Source organism: Paenibacillus sp. LHD-38 (genome assembly GCF_031157315.1).
In the GTDB taxonomy this organism is placed as follows: Bacteria; Bacillota; Bacilli; order Paenibacillales; family Paenibacillaceae; genus Pristimantibacillus.
Genome location: NZ_JAVIFU010000048.1, coordinates 16,783 through 41,491 on the forward strand (window position 1 = coordinate 16,783; position 24,709 = coordinate 41,491).

At 50.6% G+C, this 24,709-nt stretch carries 14 protein-coding genes and 1 pseudogene; 1 reads left to right on the forward strand and 14 read right to left on the reverse strand.

Translation table 11 applies throughout. The features are described from left to right. Positions 1 to 15 precede the first annotated feature (15 nt). The 4 genes and pseudogenes from RCO25_RS27995 to RCO25_RS28010 form a co-directional block, all read right to left on the reverse strand. A complete protein-coding gene (locus RCO25_RS27995; RefSeq protein WP_308999371.1) occupies positions 16 to 7,566 on the reverse strand; it encodes a pullulanase in 7,551 nt (2,516 codons plus the stop codon). A gap of 542 nt (positions 7,567 to 8,108) precedes the next feature. Continuing rightward, positions 8,109 to 8,989 (reverse strand): annotated as a pseudogene (locus RCO25_RS28000) (aminoglycoside phosphotransferase family protein). A 59-nt stretch (positions 8,990 to 9,048) separates the two neighbouring features. After that, positions 9,049 to 9,783: a class I SAM-dependent methyltransferase gene (locus RCO25_RS28005; protein ID WP_308999372.1), complete on the reverse strand. Its 735-nt coding sequence runs from the start codon at positions 9,781 to 9,783 to the stop codon at positions 9,049 to 9,051. A gap of 81 nt (positions 9,784 to 9,864) precedes the next feature. Then, on the reverse strand, positions 9,865 to 10,290 hold the full coding sequence (locus RCO25_RS28010; RefSeq protein WP_308999373.1) for a DUF6157 family protein: 426 nt from the start codon (positions 10,288 to 10,290) through the stop codon (positions 9,865 to 9,867). A gap of 174 nt (positions 10,291 to 10,464) precedes the next feature. Here RCO25_RS28010 and RCO25_RS28015 point away from each other — a divergent pair, with 174 nt between their 5' ends. Further along, a complete protein-coding gene (locus RCO25_RS28015; protein ID WP_308999374.1) occupies positions 10,465 to 11,874 on the forward strand; it encodes a HEAT repeat domain-containing protein in 1,410 nt (469 codons plus the stop codon). A 148-nt stretch (positions 11,875 to 12,022) separates the two neighbouring features. On the opposite strand, the gene RCO25_RS28020 is transcribed toward RCO25_RS28015, so the two are convergent. From RCO25_RS28020 to RCO25_RS28065, 10 genes are all read right to left on the reverse strand, one after another. After that, positions 12,023 to 12,853 (reverse strand): AraC family transcriptional regulator, encoded by an 831-nt coding sequence (locus RCO25_RS28020; protein ID WP_308999375.1) that lies wholly within the window; start codon positions 12,851 to 12,853, stop codon positions 12,023 to 12,025. 24 nt (positions 12,854 to 12,877) lie between these two features. Then, the gene (locus RCO25_RS28025) at positions 12,878 to 13,360 is read right to left on the reverse strand and encodes a heme-degrading domain-containing protein (RefSeq protein ID WP_308999376.1); all 483 of its coding nucleotides are present in this window, start codon (positions 13,358 to 13,360) and stop codon (positions 12,878 to 12,880) included. Positions 13,361 to 13,466: 106 nt separating this feature from the next. Continuing rightward, on the reverse strand, positions 13,467 to 15,830 hold the full coding sequence (locus RCO25_RS28030; protein WP_308999377.1) for a glycoside hydrolase family 95 protein: 2,364 nt from the start codon (positions 15,828 to 15,830) through the stop codon (positions 13,467 to 13,469). 85 nt (positions 15,831 to 15,915) lie between these two features. Then, positions 15,916 to 17,634, reverse strand: a complete 1,719-nt coding sequence (locus RCO25_RS28035) for an extracellular solute-binding protein (RefSeq protein ID WP_308999378.1) — start codon at positions 17,632 to 17,634, stop codon at positions 15,916 to 15,918. 77 nt (positions 17,635 to 17,711) lie between these two features. Further along, positions 17,712 to 18,590: a carbohydrate ABC transporter permease gene (locus RCO25_RS28040; protein WP_308999379.1), complete on the reverse strand. Its 879-nt coding sequence runs from the start codon at positions 18,588 to 18,590 to the stop codon at positions 17,712 to 17,714. Between the two features lie 51 nt (positions 18,591 to 18,641). Beyond that, a complete protein-coding gene (locus tag RCO25_RS28045) occupies positions 18,642 to 19,604 on the reverse strand; it encodes an ABC transporter permease (RefSeq protein WP_308999380.1) in 963 nt (320 codons plus the stop codon). A 184-nt stretch (positions 19,605 to 19,788) separates the two neighbouring features. Beyond that, complete coding sequence (locus RCO25_RS28050) at positions 19,789 to 21,366, reverse strand: response regulator transcription factor (RefSeq protein WP_308999381.1); 1,578 nt, start codon at positions 21,364 to 21,366, stop codon at positions 19,789 to 19,791. Positions 21,367 to 21,369: 3 nt separating this feature from the next. Continuing rightward, entirely contained in the window at positions 21,370 to 23,160 is a 1,791-nt protein-coding gene (locus RCO25_RS28055) for a cache domain-containing sensor histidine kinase (RefSeq protein ID WP_308999382.1), read from the reverse strand. A gap of 81 nt (positions 23,161 to 23,241) precedes the next feature. Continuing rightward, entirely contained in the window at positions 23,242 to 23,895 is a 654-nt protein-coding gene (locus RCO25_RS28060; protein ID WP_308999383.1) for an SGNH/GDSL hydrolase family protein, read from the reverse strand. 179 nt (positions 23,896 to 24,074) lie between these two features. After that, complete coding sequence (locus tag RCO25_RS28065; RefSeq protein WP_308999384.1) at positions 24,075 to 24,689, reverse strand: NAD(P)H-dependent oxidoreductase; 615 nt, start codon at positions 24,687 to 24,689, stop codon at positions 24,075 to 24,077. Between the last annotated feature and the right edge of the window lie 20 nt (positions 24,690 to 24,709).

The window sequence follows — 24,709 nt, forward strand, 5'->3', positions numbered from 1 at the left end:
GCAGCCCATCTTTTTTTATTTTGCCAGCAAGTTGTAAATTACCTGCGCGCTTTCGGCGCGCGTCATATTGCCCTTCGGCACAAAGGCATCGTTCGCTCTGCCTTGAACCAGTCCAAGCTCCGCGGCAGCCGATACGGATGCTGCGGCCCACGTGCTAATCTCACTGCGGTCGGTAAACGCCGCTTCCGCCGATCCCGCGGCGCTCTCGTTCGCTTTGCGCACTTCATAAGCCCGAATAATCATAACCGCCATCTCCTCGCGGCTAATCTTTTCATTCGGCGCAAACTTGCTGTCGCTGCGGCCTTTTACGATACCCAGCTCGCTCGCTGCAGCCACATAACCGGAATACCATTTGCCTGTTTCAACATCGGAGAAGCTTGCCGATCCATCCGCTTTAACGCCAAGCGAGCGAACGAGCATGGCTGCGAATTCGGCACGGGTTACGCTTACTTGCGGAGCAAACTGCATCCCGTTAATCCCATTCACGATGTGCTTCGCTGTGAGCGACTTCACCGCCGCGGAAGCCCAGTGGCCGGCTTGAACGTCTGCAAATGATTTGTCGTATTCCAGAACCGCATATTTGCTGAAATGGAATACCTCCGCCGTCATCCAACCGCCGTTCAACGCGCCTCCGACGTACTCCAGCTTGCCGTCATCGCTAACATAATAAACGCCAACGATGTCTTTGTTCACATTCGCATCAACCTTGAAGGTAATCGTAATCGGCTTCTCGAACTTCGAAGCCTGAACCGTTTTCCCATCCTTCATGACTGCGCTTAAATGGAATTCATAAACCAAAGATGCTGCCTTCACCTGAGTCTGATCGGCCTCCACACGATCAAGCAATGCATTAGCATCCGCCGTCTTCACAGCTATTAATTCAAATACAAGCTGCGCGCCGTCTGTCTGGGCGGCTGGAACAAGGGCTTGCATCGCTGCCAGCACTTCATTTGGCAGATTAATCGTAATGCCGTTTGCTTTCAGCTCCAAGTCATTGCCCGCCAGCATAGCCGCTGCTTTAAACGGCAGCTGCACGGCATTTTTTCCATCGGCTATTTGCACCGTGGCTTTGCCGTCCTTGACCGTTTTCAAGCTGCTCTCATCCACGGTTTGAGCATCTGTTTCCTGCGGTGTGCTAGGCGATGGGCCATTGAATGATACCTCGCTCAAAATCACCGTTCCGCCTTCGTTTCTGCCTGGTACGGAAACCGTCAATTGACCATTTGCCGCCACTGTGTACATGGTTCCGCTATATTCATCCTTAACCGTCGCTCCTGCTCCGAAAGGAGCTGTCAGCACAACCGATTTGCTGTCTGCTGCCGTGTTAATGACCGTTACGATATTTACGCCGTTAAATTGTTTGTTAAACGCCAGATAGCCCAGCGCATCCGAGCCCGCAAGCTTCGTCCGCGTCCCTTTCGCATATACCTTCGAGAATTTAGCCCGAATATTGAGCAGCTTCTCATAATGATCATGCAGCGCTTGCTCAGCCTCAAGCTGTTCCCAAGGCATATCCGTCCGGTTTTCGCTGAATAGACCCGCGCTCATATCGCGTGCATTGGCACCCGAGCGGCCCAGCTCTTCCCCGTAATAAATGACGGGCTGGCCTTTGGCCGTAATTTGCAAAGCTGCTGCGATCTTCAGCTTTCCTTTGTCTCCATCAACAAAATGCGAGAGGAAACCATCCTCATCATGGCTGCTCAGAAACTGCCCCATGGTTGTCGTGTTATCCAGCTTGGTCTCGCGGTCCGCCAAGTAAGCGTCCACTGCGTCGATGGCTCCGTTTGCAAAATCTCTCGCTCTGTCATTGAAGCTGAAATCGAGCAAGCTGTCCATTTGACCACTGCGAAGCATACCTCCGTCACCGTCTACCGTACCGCCAAAATACTCGCCAATCAGCTTGAATTCGGGATCTGCGGCAGTCAGCGCATTTTTGAACGCCTTCCATGTCGTGCTCTCCACATGCTTGATCGTGTCAACGCGGAAGAAATCAATCGTATCTCCACGCTCCGTCTTCGCCCGCTCTAACCATCCTGCCTGCCATTCGATGATTTTTCCGCGTACAGCAGGATCCTCTGTCTTCAGGTCTGGAAGATGATCCAGCTCCCCTTCAACCGGATTCGTGCTGGCTTGAACGCCATTCGTCCTCAGCATGCCGTCAAAGCGCGCTTTGTCCTCAGGTGTAATGCCCGGGCGGCTTTCATCCGCCTTCAAGCCATAGCCAGTATGGTTTAACACCACATCGACCATGATTTTGATGCCTTTGTCATGGGCTTTGTTGATCAGCTCCTTGAACGTCTCCATATCGCCAAGATGCTCGTCAAGCTTCGTGAAATCTTTCGCCCAATAGCCATGGTAGCCGTATTGCTTGGCGTTAAAATCAGCGCCTTTGTTAAAATCGATATTATCGACAATCGGTGTAATCCAAAGCGTATTGATGCCAAGCTCCTGCAAATAATCCAGCTTGTCGATCATCCCTCTGAAATCACCGCCGTGGTAAGCCTCGAGATGCTCTTTATCCACGTCCGTATTATTTGTGCTGTCACCGTCCGCAAAACGGTCGGTTAACGCGAAATAGATGCGCGCCTCATCCCAATCAAAGTCCAAATTGCCGGCAAACGTTCTCGCTTTAACGGACACCGAGCCCGTATGCGTATGCTTATTGCCGTACTCGTCAACCAGTGTAATCGGTATTTCTTTTACGCCGGCAGTAACCGTATCTTTTACGGCAATGGTTTGAGCAAGCAGTTTAGTGTCCAGCTTCACCATAGCAGGTCCGCCTAATGCCGTCAGATCCATATAGCCATCCGTAAAAGCTACCTCTTCCGATACGGCGGTCGTGATCGTCAATACCGCATTTTCGTTGTACGAAATCGCAGCTGGACTGACGGTTGCCGTCATGGTGACGACAGGCTTCCGATACGTAATGACGGATTTGCCATCAGAAGTATTTTTCGGATCGTTAATTTCTACTGCCGCTTCGTCCTTCTTCTTCACCACAAAGGTATACTCGTACGTACCGCCTTCTACATTAGCAAGCGTATACGCAAACCATTCCTTCGAAGCATCATAAGCCATATCGTACTCCGAACCGTTTACCTTCACCTTAACGCTGGTCAAATCGCTGGATTGCCCGTTTTTGAACAACGTATCATCCCGGTAGAGGAAGGTAATGCCTCCATCCTTCAGAACAGGTCCATCAATCGTTGGCAAAATATCAAGTTGACTGACCATGCTCGTAATATTGACCTTTGTAAAGGCAGCCCCCGGTGCAATCGGTATGACCCGATCATCCGGAATATCCTGCTTCGCGGTGTTCCAGTCAGTTCCTTTGCGAAGCACAAAGCCTACGCTGGTCGTGTCGGCCGAAATTTCCAGCAGGACCGTAGCCACGCCGTTTTCGACTTTATCGAAATTGATTTGGTCATTTTTCACGCCGGTATTCCAAATCCACAGATTCCAATCCGTGTAGTTCTTATCTGGCCGGATGTAATTCAGCTGAACGTAACGCTTCACCGAATCCGTCGTAACTGAAACCGCCGCGCTCGCCGTGATGCCTTTGTACGTAGCCGTGATGGTCGTTTGCCCTGCGCCGATAGCCGTCACAAGACCGCCCGCTGTTACCGCTACTGCCTCCGGATTAGCCGATGAGTATACGGCAGCGCTCGTTACTTTTTTCTTGCTGCCGTCGCTGAATTTCGCGTAAGCTGCCGTTTGGTGCGTCGTTCCTACTTGAAGGGAATAGCTAGCGCTATCCAGCTCAAGCCCCGTAAGCTCCGGCGCTGCCGCATCCAGCTTAATAATGACGGCTGTCAAAGGCGCAAGCTTAATCTTGCTCGCTGTCAGCTCGAAGCCCGTTGGATCTGCAACGGCCTGGGTGCCCGCCTCGTCGCTGTCCACAACGACCGTGCCTCCCGTCAAATCCTCCGAAAGCGTAAGCGTTCTTTCTTTATTATCCGCATTCATAAATACGTAATAATTTCCCGTGCCGTCGGTTGCTTTGTTTTTATAGCCGATCACAAGGTCATTTGTTTTCATTTCCTCCGCGTTAATGAGCGTCACGTTGGAATCAACCAAATCCTTGTCGCCCAGACGGAACGCATCCGTATGCTTTCTGAGCTCAATTAAGCCTGAAGTATACTGCTGCGTAACATGGTTGACCGGATATTTTCCGGCATCCGTCGCCTTCTGCCAATCGAACTTATTAATGGCATCGGACGAGTCATAGGAGTCATGGATAAAATACCCGAATGGGATGCCTGACGCATCCGCAAGCTCATGGTATTTTTGCTCCGGGATGCCTTCGCCCAGCCATTGCTTCGTCCGGCCGTATTCTTGCCCTGCATGCAGGAAGGCCGTTCCTTGCGACGTCAGGATAAGCAAATTGCCCAGCCGTACCCGATTATGGATTTCCAGATCATTAGCCGCTACAGCAGGATCCTTCTTGATCGATTGCGCGATAACATCGTATAGCGGCAAGTTATCATGGGCTTCGATATATTGCACCATGTCCCCCGGGTCGTCCGCCGGCGTGTTGCCCGGCTGGCCCTTAATGTTATTAATAATCGTAGCGATGCTTCTCTCTCCGCCTGTTATGAATCTCGACTCGCCCTCGGAGCCGAAGCCCGATTTCAATTCATTGCGAATCTCATCGGAGAAGACGCCGACGCTGTCCGTTTTGTCCATCCAAGCCTGGTCTGCGCCCTTATCCTTTAAGGCAGGATCGGAAGCGGCGCCACCGAACGTTTTCCAGCCTTCCCCGATGAACAAGGCATTCGGATTAATGCCCGCAGCCGCGTCATACGCATGCTGAACGGACTCATAAGTGGCATCGCCCATCATATCCCAGCGCATGCCGTCGATTTTATATTCATCGAACCAATACTTAACGGAATCAACCATCAGCTTTTCCGCCATTTTGTGAGAGGTCGCCAGGTTGTTGCCGAAGCCTCCGATGTTGTTGCCGTTCGCATCCTGGAACGCATAATAGTTTGGCACAATGTCGTTCAGGAAGCTTGCTTTTGCCATATGGGTGTAAACGACATCAAGCACAACCCCCATGCCTTCCTCATGAATCGCATCGATGAGTCCCTTTAATTCTTTCACTCTAAGCTCAGGATCCTTGGCATTTTCTGAATAAGCGCCGTCTGGCGAGAAATAGCTGTGCGGATCATAACCCCAGTTATATTCATTATCGATCGCCGAATACTCATTCTCCCTTACACCCATGTTCGCTTCGTCGCCATAATACCAAGCCATGACTGGAAGCAATTGAATATGGGTAACGCCCAGCGATTTGATGTAAGCCAGTTTATCCTTGAATGCGTTGTAGGAGCCCCATCGTGCCGTGAGATCACCGGCAACGGAAGGATCGGATGTAAAATCCCGAATATGCGCTTCCCAAATAATCGCATCCTCTCTTTTCTCATAGCCGTCGATTTGGGCAAAATCATAGTCTAGCGAAGGATCGGTACCGCTTAGATCGACGATGGCCGCTTTCCCGACCGCATCGCCGTCAGGACCAGCCGCCCCTTTCGTATTGACTCTAAACTCCGCCATCGATTTCGCGTACGGGTCGAGTACGTTTTGGGTTACGCCGTCATTCGTTACTTCATATTGATAAAAATAACCCTTCAAGTCGGTTATGCCTTGACCGGCTAAATCGGCAGGAGCAATGGCTGCCGTCCACACACCCTTGTCGCCTTTCGTCAAATCCACGCTGCCGACAAGCTGGGCTGCGTCATTCTTATCGTAGACATTGGCAACGACAGTGCTGGCTTTTGGCGCCCAGAGCTTTAAGATAACGCCGCCGGAGTCATAGTTCGCGCCAAGATCATTGCCCTGGTAGTCGTACAGCTCATCCAGCATTCTCCAGCCTGAAGCGGCCGATATGGTTTTCCCTTGGTAGGTAACGCTGAGCGGAGCTTTGTCTAATTGGATATTCGCCAAAAGCAAGGCTGTTTTTTTATCCGTATTTAGCGTAACCTGATCAACGGCAACGGCTGCTCCGTCCTTATCTTTAATCGTGATCGCTGTCTTCAATTCATCCGCTGCGAGTCCGTCGGTCATCGTGAACCCGAGAAGGAGCTTGCTCTCAGATAAGATTTCGGCGGACACAAGTCCCGTTGGCAATTCGGAGTAAGGGGACACATAGACGTTGTTGTCGTCCTGCTTAATCCACAGCTGATTGTAGCGATCCAGGAGACTGAAGGTTCGGTCCCCTCCGTCTTTATCGCCTGACGTACGGTTAACGACCAGAAAGCTCATTTTCTGAGCATTTTCTAGAAGCGGTACATCCACATAACTGCCATAACGGTCAACATGCTCCGCTGTAAATGCGGATGCTCCCGCCGGCCACCCTGTAGAGGGCGCTGCCACCTGATCCCACAGCCATAGACCAAAATCGCTCTGTTTTTTATCGTCTCTTACATAGTGAATGCGAACGGTGTTAGCCGGAAGCTCTACCGGCTCGTAGTAGGATACCTTATCGGAGCCCTGCTGTATCCAAACCTCATTAACCTCCGGCGTGCTTATCGCTACGGCTTTGTCTCCGCCGTCCTTTGCGCCATCGATGCGGTTAACAATAAGGAAGCCTACTTTTTTGGCGTTATCCGCAAGCGGAATATCGACATAAGCTCCGTAGCTGTCGCGCTTATTTTCCGGGAAGGCGGTCGCGCCAAGCGGCCAGCTTGCCGATGGAGCAGCTACATGGTCCCACGCCCATACCCCTTGGTTCTCGTAAAGGGCATCGGTCCGGCTGTAGTGAACGCGAAGATGCTTCGCAGGGACCGGATCGATATTCGGATCTACCGGGTCCGGGTCCGGATCCGTTTCAACCGGTGCCTTGAAATCTGCCGCTACCGCATGCGTGTTGGCATCATATTTAAAGGTTACCGGCAGATCCGCGGGAAGACTGAGCAATTGATTTTCTTGCGGGTAAGCCTCATCCTCCCATGTCGTTCCCAGTACGATTTTGAACTCGTAATTGCCTTTGGGCACATCCTTCGTGATCGTGTACTTACCGTCAAAATCAGAATCGCCCATCATAGCGAGCGCCGTTTGCGGTGCCCAGTTCCCCGGATCTCCGATTGCCGTCTGCAGGCTTCCAACGATACGCGGGAGCTTATCGCCCGCTAGCGGCGTATAATAGCTGGAATCTGCGATTTTATGCGTAGCGTGATTATAGTAAAAAGTAACCTCAGCTGCTTCAGCCAGGCTCAGCTTGATATTGCCTCCATTCTCTGCGCCACTCGGATTCGTATAGCTGCTAAAGCCATAGCTTTCATCCCAGCCGCCGTTTAGGGCAACCTTATATTCATAAGCCCCAGCCGGCAGCATGGCCGTAAAGCTGTAATAGCCATTGCCGTTATCGGTCATTTTCGTAGCTTCGGCTGCCGGGTCCCAGTCCCCGGTATGGCCCAGCTCAGACTGCAGGTCGCCGACAAGCACTACCCGAGTCGGAGCCGCAGCGCTCGCCTGCATCGGTATGGTACCGGCAATCGACCAAATCATAGCCGCGATTAACAGGATAGCCAGCATTTTCTTTCGTTTTAGAGCAAAGCCCATTCGTGTGAACCTCCCCAAATTATCGTTAATGCTCGTTCAATTCTTATTGAAAAATCCCGTTTCACTGCTTCTTCGCGCTGAATTAACACCTCCCGGCTCCTCTAATCTTTGCGAAAGTGATTGTGCAATCGTTTGCACTAAAGACGAAACAAATGCAAACTTTAATTCAAAACCCCATTACTCAGCTGAATTGCTGCTTGAACAGGAATGAAAGCGTTTGCTTAGTAACATATTAATACTCTCGTTAAAGCGCTGTCAATTGTTTTTCACTGATTTACCTTATTTCGACATGTATATGCATCCCATTTATTGAAAATGACAACGTTTGCACAAAAAGTTGCACAGTGCCCGCTGCCCGAGAAAAATATTTAGCTAGAGCCCCATTATACAAGCGTAAACGGCTGACGCCGTCTTTGGCGGCAAAAGCTCGTTTCGCGGTGAAATATAAGCAACGTATAAGGTTGAATTTTATACTTTCTTATATTTGAACAATGGCAGCCATGGACGGGAAAATAACGTCCTTGACTGCCTCTGCTTCCCCGTTAGTGTAATTTGAAATCATCAACTATTATATTAATAATTCTATATGCTTCTTCTGCCACGGCATGGTTAGCATTTTTATTGCCGTCGTAGGTTATTAAAGCCTTCCATAAAGCCCATCCTCTTGCTCTGTTCCAAGTTTCTTCGTCCATATTTATTACATTCTTGAATATCTTTCTGCTGTTCTCGTCAAAAAATGTCCATGCCATAGCAGCATCACAAGAAGGGTCGCCTACACCCAATATTCCGAAATCAATAACCGCGCAAAATTTCCCATCTTTAACTAATAAATTCCCCGGCGCTATATCACCATGAATCCAAACGGGATCTGAATCCCATTTCGAATCTAATGCCAATTTCCAAATTTCTTTCAATACGTGTTCATTAAAAGCATCTTTATTATTCTCAATTGCATTTCTAGACTCTTCATCGTATACAGCTAAAGCTCCGCCTCTATAAAAATTATGCTTTCCGGCTAATGGCCCGCGCTAGCATCGATAGATTGTAATTCAATTAAAAATGCCCCTAAGTCTCTCGCGAATTGATTTATATCGTTAATATTCTTTGGCGTTAATGTCTCACCCCCCAACCACTTATTGATAGACCAAGGATATGGATATTCTTCACTTGGCTTACCTTTGGCTAAAGGTATAGAAATGGGTAAAGAAAGTTTTTTAGATAATAGGGGCAGCCATTTCTGTTCTTTCTCTACTTGAGGAACATAGGATGCTGCACTTGGTAACCTTACACTCATATGATCGCCTAAATGAAAGGTTCTATTATCATGCCCGCTAACTTTGACAGGCCTGATCTCTAAATCCGACCATTCTGGAAATTGTTCTTTTATTAATCTTATAACTAAATCGACGTTTATATTATCCATTGATTACCTCTCTAACCGCCCAAAATCTAAGACTTGATTTGCTTTTTTCATGCTGTATCCTAATTTTTAACCGCTGCGATCATCAAGAAAATAGGACGGCGAAGCTCGTCGTGCATTTCAGGAATTTGGTCCAGCATCTCTTGCGTCGGTTGAGGCTCGGAAAGCTTCGAGATGCTGAAGCCCGATTCAAGGAGTGCATTAACGTAACTGGAAACCGTACGATGATATTTAACGACGATATTATCGAGAAAATTCGCTTCTCTTGCACCTTCCAAATAGTAGCCGTCGACAGGCCAATGCAATTTCTCTCCGCTAGCGCCATAGTACCAGTCCTGAGACGCCACCGCTGTGAAAACCGGATGCTCAACCGAGAACACAAAGGAGCCTCCCGCGGCAAGCGCCTGATGAACTTTCCGGCATACATGATCAAAGCTCTCGACATAATGAAAGGCAAGAGAGCTGATCACCACATCGAATTCGCCCTCGCTAAACTCAAAATCTTCAATTGCGCAGCGGCGGTACTCGATCTCTGAATCGTTCGTCAGCGTTCTCGCACGCTCCAGCATATTCTCCGAGATATCCGCGCCAACCACCGAACGGGCCTGGCGATCGCGCGCATATCTGCAATGCCAGCCAAAGCCGCAGCCGAGATCTAGCACCTTTTTGTCACGCAGCTCAGGAAGCATTGCGCGGAAGGCATGCCATTCCCCTGCTGCATCCAGCCCGCCGATCGAACGAGACATTTGGCTGTAATTCTCGAAAAAACCGGGATCATCATATTTATTCTGTTTCATGATAAGCAAAGCCTCCCCGTTATGATTTGAGCAGTCTCTCATGATGATGCTATTCTGCTCTTACAGGCTAATCCAATATTCTTACTTTCTGCTGCTGCGCATCCCTGCAAGCACCTTTAAGCCCTCCTGCTTACCCTCAACATATTGTTGGTATTCGGCAGATTCCCTAGCCACAAGCGCAAGCTTACCCGCTTCATTAAAATGAATGCCCCAGCCGTATTTCTTCGGAAGCATCGATGCCCGCATGCATGCCATTGGCTTCGAAAAAAACGCCTCCCGAATTTCTGCGCCCTGTTCGGCTAATATCTCAGGCGCGATCTCCTTGTGGCGCACATGCACCTCGAGCATCAGCTCCTCCTGCGTATAGCAGTAAGGCTGCCCCGCGGCTAGCTCATATTCAAGGCTTGGTTTTGTCCGTCCGCCCTTCTTATCCGGCGGCACCATTCCGAACTCTACCGGACAATCCGCGGATACCGTAATAAACGTATTGTAATAATTCCATTCCATCACAAGTGCCCCCTTTGAGAAAAAGCTATTCCCATTATACCCATTTTTCCGCGCATTTGCTGCCGCTGAGGAAGTTAGTTTTATGCAAGCTTCACTTAGTTTCGTGTATGTAGCACGGGGCTGATATCTCATATAATCGGTGTATTCCAACAAACCTTAGGAGGACACCACTCTATGAATCCATCCCCACTATTGCTGACAGACGAACAAATGCGGAAGTTTATTACGGAAGGCTTCCTGATTTTGAAAACCGATTTCCCGGAATCCTTCCACCAGTCGTTGACCGCTGAGCTAAAGAAGGTTTATGACGAGGAAGGAAACCCCGGAAATAATTTACTGCCGCGAATCCGGGAAATTCAACAGGTATTCGACAGTCCCGTCATTCAAGGGGCCTTAACGAGCGTGCTCGGGCCAAACTATATGCTGCATGCGCATCGTCATGGCCACTATAATGCCCAGCCCGTGGCTGGCGGCTGGCACAAGGACAGCTACTGGGGTTATTCCCGTATGCGCAACCACCATCCATGGTGGGCGATGATCATGTATTTTCCGCAAAACACGCCGATGGAGCTCGGACCGACAGGCGTTATGCCCGGCACGCAAAATTACGAATCACGTACTTTTGTCTCCGACGAGACGGCTGGTGAAGCTTATGCCAGCGGCGAAGCAGGGACATTCGCCCTTATCCATTACGATATTTGGCATCGTTCAACGCCGAATGTATCAGGCCAGGCACGCTATATGCTTAAATTCGAATTTATGCGTACCGAAGCCCCTGCCCAGCCTTCCTGGAATAATCAGGTATCCGAATGGCAGGAGCCATCCGACCTTGCGCTGCCTATCGCTGTCAACGAAACCTTGTGGGAAGAAACTTGGAATTGGTTATCCGGAAGCATGGGCAGCCTGGCCGAATCAAGGGAAGAGAATAGCTTGAGAATAAACGAGCTTTCGGGGGATTTGGCGAATTCGTTTGAACCGACCGCGCTGAACGCGGCTTATGAGCTTGCCAGATACGGTAAAAAAGGCATCTCGGCTCTCATTGCCGGCCTTCGTCACGAGAACGTATCGATTTCGCGCATTTCCGCATACGGTCTTTCCGCAGCCGGCATCGACGCCGTCGAAGAGCTGACATCAGCGCTAACAGATGATCGCGAAGAGACCGTATTCCATGCGGTGTTTGCACTCGGCGAGCTTCGTCACCTTGCAGCTTCGGCGCTTGAAGCGCTTAGCTGCTTGTTATCTCACCCTTCCGCAGCCATTCGCAGCGCTGTGGCCGAGTCGCTCGGCATCATCGGGCCAGCTTCACCGGCTTCGGTCGATGGGCTAATCGCCTGCTTAACCGATGAGGATGTTCAGGTGCGGTTTACGGCTGGTCTCTCGTTATCCCGCCTCGGCTCGGCTGCGGCTTCCGCCGTTCCCGCTTTGGAGGCAGCCTTGGATGATGAGAACCGCTACGTGCGGGCACATGCGCTCGAAGCTCTCCGGTACATCGGCACGGAAGAAGCAAAGGACATCTTAATCAAGTCGCTATTCAACGCCCGCTGGTGCACGACCACTACGCCGGCAACCCCCTTCTATCCTTAATGCGAACAAGCGTAAACGGCTGACGCCGACTTTAGCGGCAGAAGCTCGTTTCGCGATGAAATATAAGCATTGTATAAGGTTGAAATTTATACTTTCTTATATTTTAAACAAAGAACCGCAGCGAATCCGCCGCGGTTCTTTGTTTTTCTTATGCCTTCATGGAAAGCTCCCTATATTCGCTTGGCGACAGCGCCGTGTACTCCTTAAAGAGACGCGAGAAATAGGTAGCATCCATACCGAGCGATTCTGCAACTGCCGAGATGCTTTGCGAAGTAAAGGTCAACAGCTGCCTCGCCTTATCCATTCGCTTGCGGTTCACATATTGAATCGGCGAGAGCCCGGTCGTATTCTTAAACATGCGTATAAAATAATTAGGGTGAAAATGTACAAGCTGCGCAAGGGTATCGACCGTCATATTTTCGGAAAGATGCTCCTCGATATAACTGAGCACCACATTCATTTTCTCGAATGAGCTTGTGGTTGGCGTGTTTATCCCAATAGGGCCGGCCTGCTCCAGCAGCATCGCCATGATCTCAAGAAAAGCAGCCTGCACATGCAGCTCGGCTGTCCATTCCTCGCTCTTATGATGCGCCACGAGGCGTTTGAATTTCTCCTTGAGCCCTTTATGATCGTTCACCGTTAAGATTACGGGCATTTCCAGCATCTGAAACAAATTGAAATTATCCAGCTTCGCAGTAAAATGGCACCAATATTTGCCGAACGTATCCGCGCTCAGCGTGCCGTAGGATTGCATGACATCCGCAGGCAGCAAACAAAGGTCGCCGGGCTTTGGATAAAATTTACGCTTCCCTATCTGGACGTACCCTTCGCCCTCTTGGATGTAATAAAGCTTGTTTACATCGGGTGTATAATCATCGTCCCTCCACGAAATGGGCACCTTCGTATAATTGGCAACGGCCACATGCAATTGTAAGCCGCTCAAATACGTTTTCCAAAATGTTTTCCGATCAGCGTTCACTGTTACTCCCGCCTTCCCGGCTTTTTAACGGGACTGCCCGGACAAAAAGCGGCGCAGCACTGAAACAAGCAAATCATGATCCTCTTGATCCGGCAATCCGGACACGGTGACCGTTCCAATTTGCCCCTCGCCGATCACGATCAGCGGAAATGCCCCTCCAGCTCCTACATAATCTGCGAAAGGCAGTCCATACTTCTCTTCCATGGTGACCCCTTCGCTTTGAAGCCGGCAGGCTGTATGCCACGAGCTGGTGCCAAAATGATTCGCTACATTAATTTTACGTCTGATCCAGTTCTCGTTCTCCACTGACGTTCCCTCCATCGCATGGAGAAACAAACGCTGGCCGGCCCGGGTAACGTCGACCGTAATCCGTTTACCTGTTTGCCGTGCTTCCTCTACAATCGCTAGTCCAAGCGCAAGTGCTGTGTCATTCGTAAATGATGAGAACCGAAGCTCCTGCTCCTCCAGTTCCATCTGTTTTAATTTTTCTTGGATCGTTTGCATCATGGTCACTTTGGCTCCTCTTTGCTTTGCCTTAGTAAAAGATGTGGGTTACCACCTTTATATCAACCATCTTATCTCTTATCGCATGCCTTGCCAACAAGCTCCTTCATCATTCAGCCCGGCTTTGAATGCGATAGGTATGTCCAGCCAACACGGAAAAGTTCTGCTCTTCGCATGCTAACACTTCTCCCGCTTCGTTCCTTACCTCGAATGCGCCCGAGTGTGAAATGGTGCAAATTCCGTCTGCTGCTGCCGTTACGGAAGCCTCCAGCCATTTGCCCCCGCGCCATGCGATATCGACAGTATAGCCTCCCCTTGCCCTAAGGCCCGACACGCTTCCTTCCGGCCATGCGCTAGGCAGCGCCGGTAATAATATTATCGAGCCGTTATGGCTTTGCAGCAGCATTTCGGCAATGCCGGCCGCCCCGCCAAAATTGCCGTCTATCTGAAACGGCGGGTGGTCATCAAATAAATTAGGATGCGTCGAACGGGCCAAAAGCGTGCGTATGAAGCGATGAGCTCCTTCTCCGTCCCGCAGACGTGCGAACTGATTGATCAGCCACGCGCAGCTCCAGCCGGTATGGCCTCCGCCATGGTTCAGCCTGCGCTCCAGCGTCGTCCTTGCCGCAGTCAGCAGCTCAGGCGTCGCTTCCGAGATTTGCTCCCCGGGATGCAAGCCGTACAAATGAGAGATATGACGGTGACCCGGTTCGCTTTCCTCAAAATCATAGAACCATTCCTGCAGCTGGCCATGGCGTCCGATTCGCAGCGGAGGAAGCTTGGCGAGCGCCGCTTCCAGCTCCTCCTTGAAGAGAGGATCAATATTTAAGATCATGCAGGCTTCAATACAATGTGTGAACAGCTCCCGAATAATGCTGATATCCATCGTACTGGCTAAGGATACGCTGCCTATTTCACCGTCCGCCGTAACAAATTTGTTTTCGGGTGAGGTCGACGGATTCGTGACCAGATAGCCTTCCGGTCCCGGCACAAGAAAATCAAGAAAAAATAGTGCGCTGCCCTTGAGCAGCGGGTAGGCCGTATCCTTCAAAAACACGGGATCCAGTCCGAACTGGTAATGCTCCCATAAATGGCGCGTCAGCCATGCTCCCCCGAGCGGCCAAAACGCCCAGCTGGCTTCCCCGCCGCTCGGCGCGGATGACCGCCACAGATCTACATTATGATGGGCGGTCCAGCCTCGCGCCCCATAATGGATTTTCGCCGTCCGCTGACCGGCTTCCGCCAGCTCGCCGAGCATATCAAACAGCGGCAGATGGCACTCGCTAAGCGCACAGACCTCCGCATGCCAATAATTCATTTGCACATTGATATTCGTTGTGTAATTGCTGTTCCATGGCGGCATCAGCTGATGGTTCCATATTCCCTGCAGATTGGCAGGCTGAGTGCCGGGCCTCGAGCTTGCCATGAGCAAGTAACGCCCGTATTGCAAATATAAAGCTTCAAGCTGCGGGTCCTCTCCGCCGCTCCGATAAGCGGTAAGGCGCTGATCCGTAGGCAGCTTCGCTGCCGGGGATATGCCCAAATGCAGCTCAACCCGTCCGAACAGCCGGGCATGCTCCGCCACATGCCGCTCGCGCAGCGCTTTGCAACCAAGCGCTTCGGCTGCTGCCATACGCTTTGTGCACCTGGCGCTGGCCTCGGCCGCTCCGGCGGGTGAAGTATCGTAACGGACAAAATCGGTAGCAGCCGCCAAAAGCAGCGTTACTTGCCGCGCTCCTGTAATATGGAGCCTGCCGCCGGCCGCTGCGCTGACCGTTCCGCCCTCCTGCAGCACCCGCAGCCGAAGTCCAAAGGACAAGCCCCGTCCTTCCTCGAACAAAATCGGCTGCGGATGATCCCCATGATAATTGTCCGCTACATGGGTCGGGCATTGTCCTGCCAGCACAAGCCCGTTCTCTCCAGCCTCCGCGTGATACGGCAGCAGGGAATCTACGGAAACGAACAATTCTAGATTCGAGGCGCTCGCTTCGTAGGTGACCACCATTACATCATCAACAGCGCTGACGTAGGCTTCCCGCTTTACCAGCGTTTCACCAAATCCGTATACGGTCGATGCGATGCCTGTAGCCAAATCAAGCTCGCGTCTGTAGCTGTCGGTCCCTTTTAACGCTGCCCCCGCATGCTCGATCCATAGATTGCCGAGCGGCTGGTAGGGCTCCGTATTGACGCCAAGCATTTTTTGGTTGATAAGCCTCTCCGCCTCGGCATATTTACCACCCTCTATGGAGGATCGCGCGGGCTGCAAATAGCGAAGCGCCTCATAATTGTTCGTATCCCGCGGGAAGCCCGCCCACAGCGTATCCTCGTTTAATTGAATCCGCTCGCGGCGGATGTCTCCAAACACCATGCCGCCAAGCCGTCCGTTACCGATCGGCAGCGCTTCCTCCCACCTGAGCGCCGGCTGCCCGTACCATAAATTCCATGCATGCTCCTGATTATCGTTTACCTTCATATGCCTGCTCTCCCTTTCTTCCTAATGAGCTCTGATCCGCGGCTGCAAAGGAAAAAGCGGACAAGCTTCCCTGTCCGCTCCGCTATTATTTAATTCCTTTTTTCTCTAAATCGGCCAAATGGCGCTCATACATAACCTTCTCTACTTTATCTGCGCCTACTTTTTCCATATCCTTCACGAAATCGTTATAGATATCGTCGAATTCCTTATCCGTACCCGCAAGTACGAGCATCGGAATCGTTTTGTTCCACAGGTTTTTAATTTTGGCGTTAATGACGCCCTCCGGCGTGGAGCCCTCCGGTTCGATATTTTCAAGGCCAAGCGAGAAGCTGTCGAAATTGTATTTCTTGAGCAGATCCTTCGCTGCCGCTTGCTCTGGCTGCTTCTCGTCGAAATCACGTTTTTCTGCAGCATCCCACAGCTTGCCGGAGCGCCACATCAGCGTTGATGCCGTAAAGCCGTATTGGCTGTACCATGCATTATTATCGCTCAGCTCAAGTCCCTTCACTTCGTCCTTCGCTTTCGGCAAGCCGTCGACCATGTCATAGGTTTCGCCTTCTTTGCCGTAACGGAAGTCTAGCTGTCCTTCATCGGACCATGCGTATTCCAGGAATTTAATAATGCGCTCCGGGTTTTTTGCTTTTTTCGTAATGAAGAAGCCCTGCCAGCCCATCAAGCGGCTCGCTGGATAACGCGGCTCTTGTCCGCCGACCTTCAAGCCATCGAGAACGACATACGTTTTATCCTCGCCTAACGTGCTTTTGATTTTTGGGTTGTACTGCGTATACATGCCGTTCATGAAAGCAGAGGTTACGATAAAGTTAGCGCCGTAAATTTTCTCGTCATACTGCTCCTGCTTTGCGATCAGCTGCTGCGGATCAAACAAACCGTCCTTCGCCAGCTTGTTCACGTAACGGAATGCATCGATAAATTTAGTATCGCGCATTGGATACAGCACGCGCTGCGTGTCATCCTTAATCCGGTTTTCCATATTCATTGGGGAGAAAGAATCAATCAAATAATCCATCGACAAGCTCCCTTGGAAGCCCCACATCGATACGTCGAAGGACTCCATGCCCACGGGGCTCAGCTCCGGATATTTTGCTTTGGCCTGCTCCAAGAACTCGAAGAGCTGCTGCTCCGTCTCAATTTTCGGTTCGCCCATCGCTTTATAGATATCCTTGCGTACGAACCAAGGGCGGATGCCCGTAATCGGCACGCCGTTCGTCAAGCGCTCTTCCGTCTCGTAGTTGTTCGGCAAATACCAAAGCTTGCCGTTCACGGAATGGTATTTAATAATTTCCGGGTCGATCAAATCCCAAAGCTTCGGCGCATATTGGTCGATAAGCTCATCCAGGGAATAAAGCATGCCGTTGTTGATCAGCTTCGTCACCTGCGGATGGTTCCAGTCCAGCATGAGCGTATCCGGCAAATCATTGGAGGCGATCAAAGTATTTAAAAAATCATTATCATTGCCTGTTGCAAGGAAACGGTCAATCGTTACGCCCGTTTTCTCCGTAATCTGTTTCATGCTGTACTGATCTTTCCACAAATAGTTTGATGCCCATGTTCCATAAAAATATTGGCGGAACGTAAACGGTGAGGTATCCTGCTTCCATTCCAGCTCATTCGGATCGCTGGATACCTGCGGGGCGTTGCCTTCTTCGCCTGTCTCTGTTTTGGCGCCGCCCGCGTTTGCCGCCGGCTCGTTATTTTTGCCGCTGCTGCAGCCCGTGATCGCTAAAGCAAGCACGAGAATGAATGCCAATGCAGCCGTAAGCGACTTTCTATTTGCTTTGTACATGATGAATGAATCCTCCCTTTTTGAATTGCTTCTATTTGCTTCTATATATCGGGCAGTTTGCCCGTGGAAGCCGTTGCTTAGCCTTTAACCGAGCCAATCATAATACCTTTAACGAAATATTTTTGCAGGAACGGGTAAGAGAATACGATCGGCAGCGTCGTTATAACCATCGTCGCCAGCTTGACGGATTCCGCGGTTACCGCCTTCATCCCGAGATTGCTCGCCATCAAGCTCACGTTGCTGTTGGAGCTGATGATTTGCATTAGGATTTGCTGCAGCGTTCGCAGGCTCTCGCCGCCGTACAGCATCGCGTCAAACCATGAGTTCCAGTGGAATACCGCATTGTAGAGCGCAATCGTCGCAAGTACGGGCTTTGAGACCGGCAGCACTAGCCTCCAGAAAATCGTAAGCTCATGCGCGCCGTCCACCTTAGCCGACTCCTCCATTTCCTTCGGAATGCCCCGGAAGAAGGTAATCATTATTAATGCATTGAATACGCTGAACAAATTCGGCAAAATGTAGGCCATGAAGCTGCCCTTCAAATGCAGGTATTGGGCAATCAGCAAATAGTGCGGGATAAGTCCGCCGCTGAAATACATCGTAATAATGGCCAAAATAAGAAACAGTTTGCGTCCAAGCAGCTCAGGCTTGGAAACCCCATATGAGAAAGCTGCCGTGAATAGGACCGCTGTTGCAGTACCGACAATCGTGCGGAGCACCGTTACAACAAAAGCGTTGATCAGGCTCTCGTCCTGCAGCACCATTTTGTAATTTTCAAAGGAAAGGACACGCGGCCAAAAGGTGATGCCACCCCGCGCCGCATCGGCGGGATCGTTTAATGACGTTATTAATATGTTGTAGAACGGATACAAGGTCACGAAGGCAAGCAGCAGAAGCAGCACGACATTCGCCGCGTCAAACAGCTTCTCCCCCGTTGTCCGGTGTACAGCATTCATACCTAACCCTCCTCATGCGTATTCATCGTGATGATCGCTGCTTTTAAACGCTTAGAATAGACTTTCGTTTGTCATTTTGCGTGATGAGTAGTTTGCGCCCAGCATAAGCACGAATGCAACGACGGACTGGAACAGCCCGACTGCCGTACCGTATGAGAACCGGCCAAGCACAAGGCCCATCTCGTAGGAATAAATAGAAAGCACGTTAGCCTGATCCTGCGTCATCGAATTTTTCATCAGGAACAGCTGATCAAAGTTGGCATTGACCAAGCCGCCTACGTTGAGGATGAGTAGAATGACCACCGTCGGCTTAATGGCCGGCAGGGTGACATGCCATATTTTCCGAAAGCGTCCCGCCCCATCCACCGTTGCAGCCTCGTAAAGCTGCGGGTCAATGCTGGCAATCGCCGCCAAAAATATGATGGAATTCCAGCCGATGTTTTTCCATACCTCCGAGATGACAACCAGCGTGGTAAAGGTTTTCGGATCGCCCATCAGCAGCTGATCCTGCGTGACGAGGCCCAGCCATTGCAGAAGCCCGCTGAGCGCGCCCGTTCTCGGATCAAGCAGCGTGTACATGAAGCCGACGACAAATACCCATGAGATAAAATAAGGCAGGTACGACAGCGATTGAACGACCTTCTTAAGGCGCTGCGCCCTTAGCTCATTGAGCATAATCGCCAGCAGGATCGGCGCCGGAAAGCCGAACAGCAGCTTCAGAAAGCTGATCTTAAACGTATTGACAACCGAATCCAGAAAGCTCGGATCGATAAACAGCTCTTTGAAATTTGCCAGACCCACCCATGGACTGAACGTAAAGCCCTGTACCGGGTTGTACTCCTCAAATGCAATAATAATGCCGTACATCGGCACATAATGGAATATAATCAGCCAAATGACAGCCGGCAGCGTCAGTATCATCAGATAGCGCTGCGCCCATAAGCGCTTGCCGAAATTGCCGCGTTTGGTCCCGCTGGTCACAATAGGCCTTGCGGCCACGCTCAAGTCTTCCATCTGTCCACCTCTTCTCTTGATGTTTTCCCTAACCCTATTGTAGAAGATGGGAATGGGGCGAGATATATCAAAAAGTGTGGTTTGTTTAAAATATCAACGCATTATTTAAACGCTTTCATACGCTTCCTGCAAACAAAGAAGACTGCCTTAGTGACAAGGCAGTCTTCAACCCGTTCCGTTTTCGTTATTTTCGATGCAGCATTTCCTGATATTCGCCCGGCGATATACCGAAGGCGTTCTTAAATACGGTACAGAAATACGATGTGCTCGGTATGCCAACCTCCTTCGCAACCCTCGCTACCTTATATTGAGGGGAAGCCAGAAGCTCCTTGGCTTTGTCCATTCTGATCTGTGCGAGCTGATCATGGAAGGAATGTCCGGTCGTCTTCTTATAAAGCGAGCCTAAGTAGTTAGGAGACAGGAATACTTCCTCCGCTACCGACTTTAAGCTGATATCCGGCGACATAAATTTCTGCTCGATCAGCCTGTTCACCTGGCGGATGACATAATCCTCCTTGCCGTCACGCTTCTCGCGAAGAGCCCTAATCGTTTCCTTTATATATTGAAGGCTGTACGCTTTATTAGAGGCGAGTGTCGGCAGCAAGTACAGCTGCTCGCCTGGATCGCCTCCTCCGTTTTCCTCGTCCTGGCGCGCACCTGCGACAACAGACAGCTCGAACAGCAAACCGCTCACATAATGCCGAATGTAATCGCCGTCAGCTCCTTTGCGAAGCATCACATCATGAAACAATTCTTCCGCGCTCGCAACCGCCTGTGCTTCATCAAGCGCATGAACGCTGTGCACGATCGCTTTCACCTGCTGGCTGCCCTTGTGCAAAAAATCTGCTACCTCGCTCAGAAACCTCGCCCGCTCCCGCTCTGTCTGCTCCAGGCTGATTACGCCGTTTTCATCCCAAAACGATGCATACGCAAGCACATGCTCAGCCTGCTTGACGGACTCCGCAATCCGCAGCAGACCATCTACCGGCGCACCTGCTCCGACCTTCAAATCAGCCGGCCACAAAAGCCCTCCTTGTCCCGAAATGCGCGCGCCAAGCTTGGCGGCGTATTCCTCGGGCTGCTCCTCCGGCTCAGGAATGACGATTACAAGGTGTCCGCTGCGTTTATCCGAATAGGAGACTAAGCTAGGGCCGGTAAACAGGCTCTTCAGCCGTTCAGCGAAGCGGCCTTGCTTTTCATCCGAAATCGCAAATGCAACGAACCTGCCGTGCTCCGAGACGAAGCCCTCCGCTTGGATAAGCTCCCTTATATATTTGGGCTCAAGCGTGCCGAACAGCAAATCATCCAGCCATTTTTCCTTCATCAGCTGACGATGCTCCTCCACCTCAGCCCGCAGTTTATCCCGCTCCTCTTTGGATTGGACATCCTCTTCGCATTCATCTCTAACCTTGCGCAAAGCCTCCAACAGCTTTTCCTCGCTAATCGGCTTCAGAACATAATGGCTCGCCCGCAGGTCTATAGCCTTCCGCGCATATTCGAAATCACCATAGCCCGTCAAAATTATGATCCTCACATGCGGCTTAAGCTCCTTAATCCGGCGAGACATCTCGAGGCCGTCCATGCCGGGCATCCGAATGTCTGTAATGACGATATCCGGATCAAGCTCGAGCGTTTGCTCCAAGCCTTCAATGCCATCGCGCGCCGTTCCCGCAATTTCTATCCCAAGGGAAGCCCAGTCGAGAAAATCGACCAGCCCTTCCCGCTCCCAACGCTCATCCTCAACTATAAGCAGCTTATACATAGGTCACGCTCTCTCCTTGGCAAAAGTAATCATAACCGACGTTCCGATGCCCGGTGCGCTGTGAATGTGAAAGGCATGCTTGTCGCCGTAATAGGAATTTAGCCGTTCTGTTATATTTTTCACTGCGTAGCCGCTCCCGCTCGTACGTTCAATGTTGCCGACAAGCAGTGCAGCAAGCCGCTCCTTTGACATCCCGACCCCGTCATCGATAACCTTAAAGCAGAGCATGTCATTTGCTTCAAGTGAAGCCTTTATCTGCAGCGTGCCGCGATCCCGCTTCGGCTCGATCCCGTGGTTCAGCGCGTTTTCAACGATGGGCTGTAGAATGTTTTTGACCACGCAGTACTCATACACGCGTTCATCAATATCGTAAACGACGTCAAACATTTCTTCGAATCTGAATTTCTGGATCGCAAGATACGCTTTGACCATTTCCAGCTCATCCTTGATCAGAATCTCGCGTCTGCCTTTGTTCAGGACCAAGCGGTAAAACTGCGCCAACGCTCCCGAGAGATGAACGATTTCCGTCGATTTGGCTTTTCGCGCTACCCAAGAAATCGTAGCAAGCGTGTTATAAAGGAAATGCGGATTGACCTGCGACTCCAGCGCCTTTAGCTCGGCCTCCCGCTCCATCAGTTGGCTTTTGTACACCGTTTCGACCAGCTCATGGATTCTCTCCGTCATATGGTTAAAGCTGATCGCGATTTGCGAGAATTCATCATTCGACTGGACCGGTACCGATACGGTGAGCGAGCCTTCTTTTACCCGCTTCATCGCAAGCACGATCCTTTTCAGCCGTGACAGCAAAGCATTTGTGATCAAATAAACGATAAAACCGAGTACAACGAGCGCAATAAGCAAAATGCCCGTAATCGAGAACGCGGACTCCTTCATTTTTTCATTCAGACCGCTCACCGGAAAAATGCCGATTAAACGCAAGCCAAGACCATGAAGAGGGACGGAAATGACAACCGATTTGCGGCCATTCACATTTAGCACCTGGTTGAAGGACTTTTCGAGCGGAATCGTCGCCAAGCCTGCGTCCGTAATCTTCTGCTTAAACAGCTCGCTCTTATTGCTGGATACGACATTACTTTCCTGGTCGATCATAAAAATATCTCCGATCTGCCCCGTGCTCTCCGTATTCAAAATATCGAATAAATCGCTTTCCAAAATTTCAATTTCAAGCAAACCGACCGTGTCAAAATAACGGATCGAGTTGATTTTTTGATAAAAGGAAAAGACGCTCTCCGGCTCGCCGCGCCTCGGAATGTTCAATAGAAACTTCTCGGTATGCAGCCCGCGCCAGCCGGATATGTTGGAATCGTTTTTCGTAACCTCGCTAACCCACTGCTGCTCCTTGATCCGGCTGATCTGATAAAAGCTGTCATAAACCTCCGGAATCGACGGATTCGTCATATAGACTCTGAGCGAATGCACATTCGGATTTTGCCGCAGCACGTTTTCCACGTACGGGCTAATGTTTGACGTATAGTCGTCATAAGCAAACGAATTGTTATTGAAATCGCTTCCCAAAAACGTTTGAAGACGAATATCCGAGGTCAGCAGCTTCGATATATTTTGAATCATATTCATTTTGTTCATGACGCTGTTTCGCGTTTGCAGTAAATTTTGCTCCATGACCATCTGTGCTTGCGAGATCGCCGAGCCCGACAGCTGCAGATACAAATAAATACCGCAGGCGGACAGGGATACGGCCAAAATACAAAGAAAGGTCGCGACAAACTTCCAGGTCACGCTTAAATTACGAAACAGCTTGGTTATCTTTTGCATGCGGCATTACCTTCTTCTCTGGCATAAACGGCGAAAACCGGCTTTCCAACGATGCCGGTTTTCTCCCTTTAATATGATTAACTATCCTTTATCGGCATATCCATTGCCCAGTACCGTTTGAAGCCACTGCTTCGCGATTAATTCATGACCGGCTGCAGTAGGATGGACGCCATCCCACAGCCAAAACGCAGCATCCGCACGGCTGCAAGCTTCATCGAATGCCGCCTGCAGCGGCACAAAGACGGCGCCAAACTGCTCGGACAGCGCTTTGACCGTTTGGCGATAGGCCGTAATCCGCTCGGACCAAGCCGGCCAATTTTGCGAAGGAGCACCCGTATTTAGTATAAAAGGCTCGCATAGCACGAGCTGCGCTTCCGGAAGCACCTGCTTGGTTTCCTCCAGAATGTGGCGGTATGCCCTTTCAAATCGATCCGTAACCCCGCTCGGCTCTCTGTTCATGATCCGCCAAGCATCGTTTACGCCAATAAGAATGCTAATTAAATTCGGATTCAGGCTAATCGCGTCTTCATTCCACCTGGCATATAAATCTGAAGCCCGGTTGCCGCTTATTCCGCGGTTTATAAAGACAGGCTTTTGTTCGGCCCAAACGTAGCCAAGCCTCGCTCCAATGATATAAGCATAGCTGTGACCCAAGATATGGTTTGGATCATCATTTCTTCCCCTTGCTCCATCGGTGATGGAGTCGCCTTGAAATAAAATAACCCTGTTGGTCATGCCGAGTGCTCCTTTTCATTACGCTATTGTTCGTGTTTTCGATTACATCTATTATAGGCGATAATCCATCGCTGCGTAATTGCAAAAAACAACGATCCTTTCGATAATCAACGAAGGAGCGCGAAAAAAAGAAGCCGGCATGGCGCCTGGCCTCTTCACATTTATATCTCTTCCTATGATTAGGCCTCGGCGATTCCTTTTTTCACCCACTGCGCTACTGTTACCGTTCGCTTGGCTTGGTATTCAACCGCCGCCTTTACGTCCTCAACCATTTTACCGCCTTGGACGGTTACGCTTGTGCCATAGGGATTGCCGCCAGCCTCAAAGGTCACCGGATTCGTATAGCCTGGCGCAGCCACGATGGCTCCCCAATGATACATAGAGGTATATAGACCGAGAATGGTTTGCTCTTGGCCGCCATGGGCATTCTGGGCAGAAGTCATCCCGCTTACGACCTTATTGACCAGCTTTCCATTAAACCACAGCGCACCGGTCGAATCAAGGAACTGCTTAACAGGTCCGGGAATGCCGCCAAAGCGCGAAGGAATACTGAAAATAATGGCATCCGCCCACTCCAAATCCTTATAGGAAACCTCTGGTATTTCCTTCGTTTCCGCCAAATGGGCTCTCCATATCGGATTCGCTTGAATGTCCTCCTCGGCTGCCAGCTCCGGTGTCTTCAAAATTCTAACCTCGGCTCCCGCCGCCTCGCCGCCTGCTGCGGCCCATTGCGCCATCTGATAATTCGTTCCGGTTACGCTGTAATAGATAATGGCCAGCTTCACGTTTGACATACTTATCCTCTCCCTCTCCA

Excerpts from the sequence above, each read along its gene's own strand:
- RCO25_RS27995 (WP_308999371.1), bottom strand. The coding sequence starts at position 7,566 with ATGGGCTTTGCTCTAAAACGAAAGAAAATGCTGGCTATCCTGTTAATC.
- RCO25_RS28005 (WP_308999372.1), bottom strand. The coding sequence starts at position 9,783 with ATGAAACAGAATAAATATGATGATCCCGGTTTTTTCGAGAATTACAGC.
- RCO25_RS28010 (WP_308999373.1), bottom strand. The coding sequence starts at position 10,290 with ATGGAATGGAATTATTACAATACGTTTATTACGGTATCCGCGGATTGT.
- RCO25_RS28015 (WP_308999374.1), top strand. The coding sequence starts at position 10,465 with ATGAATCCATCCCCACTATTGCTGACAGACGAACAAATGCGGAAGTTT.
- RCO25_RS28025 (WP_308999376.1), bottom strand. The coding sequence starts at position 13,360 with ATGATGCAAACGATCCAAGAAAAATTAAAACAGATGGAACTGGAGGAG.
- RCO25_RS28030 (WP_308999377.1), bottom strand. The coding sequence starts at position 15,830 with ATGAAGGTAAACGATAATCAGGAGCATGCATGGAATTTATGGTACGGG.
- RCO25_RS28035 (WP_308999378.1), bottom strand. The coding sequence starts at position 17,634 with ATGTACAAAGCAAATAGAAAGTCGCTTACGGCTGCATTGGCATTCATT.
- RCO25_RS28040 (WP_308999379.1), bottom strand. The coding sequence starts at position 18,590 with ATGAATGCTGTACACCGGACAACGGGGGAGAAGCTGTTTGACGCGGCG.
- RCO25_RS28045 (WP_308999380.1), bottom strand. The coding sequence starts at position 19,604 with ATGGAAGACTTGAGCGTGGCCGCAAGGCCTATTGTGACCAGCGGGACC.
- RCO25_RS28050 (WP_308999381.1), bottom strand. The coding sequence starts at position 21,366 with ATGTATAAGCTGCTTATAGTTGAGGATGAGCGTTGGGAGCGGGAAGGG.
- RCO25_RS28055 (WP_308999382.1), bottom strand. The coding sequence starts at position 23,160 with ATGCAAAAGATAACCAAGCTGTTTCGTAATTTAAGCGTGACCTGGAAG.
- RCO25_RS28060 (WP_308999383.1), bottom strand. The coding sequence starts at position 23,895 with ATGACCAACAGGGTTATTTTATTTCAAGGCGACTCCATCACCGATGGA.
- RCO25_RS28065 (WP_308999384.1), bottom strand. The coding sequence starts at position 24,689 with ATGTCAAACGTGAAGCTGGCCATTATCTATTACAGCGTAACCGGAACG.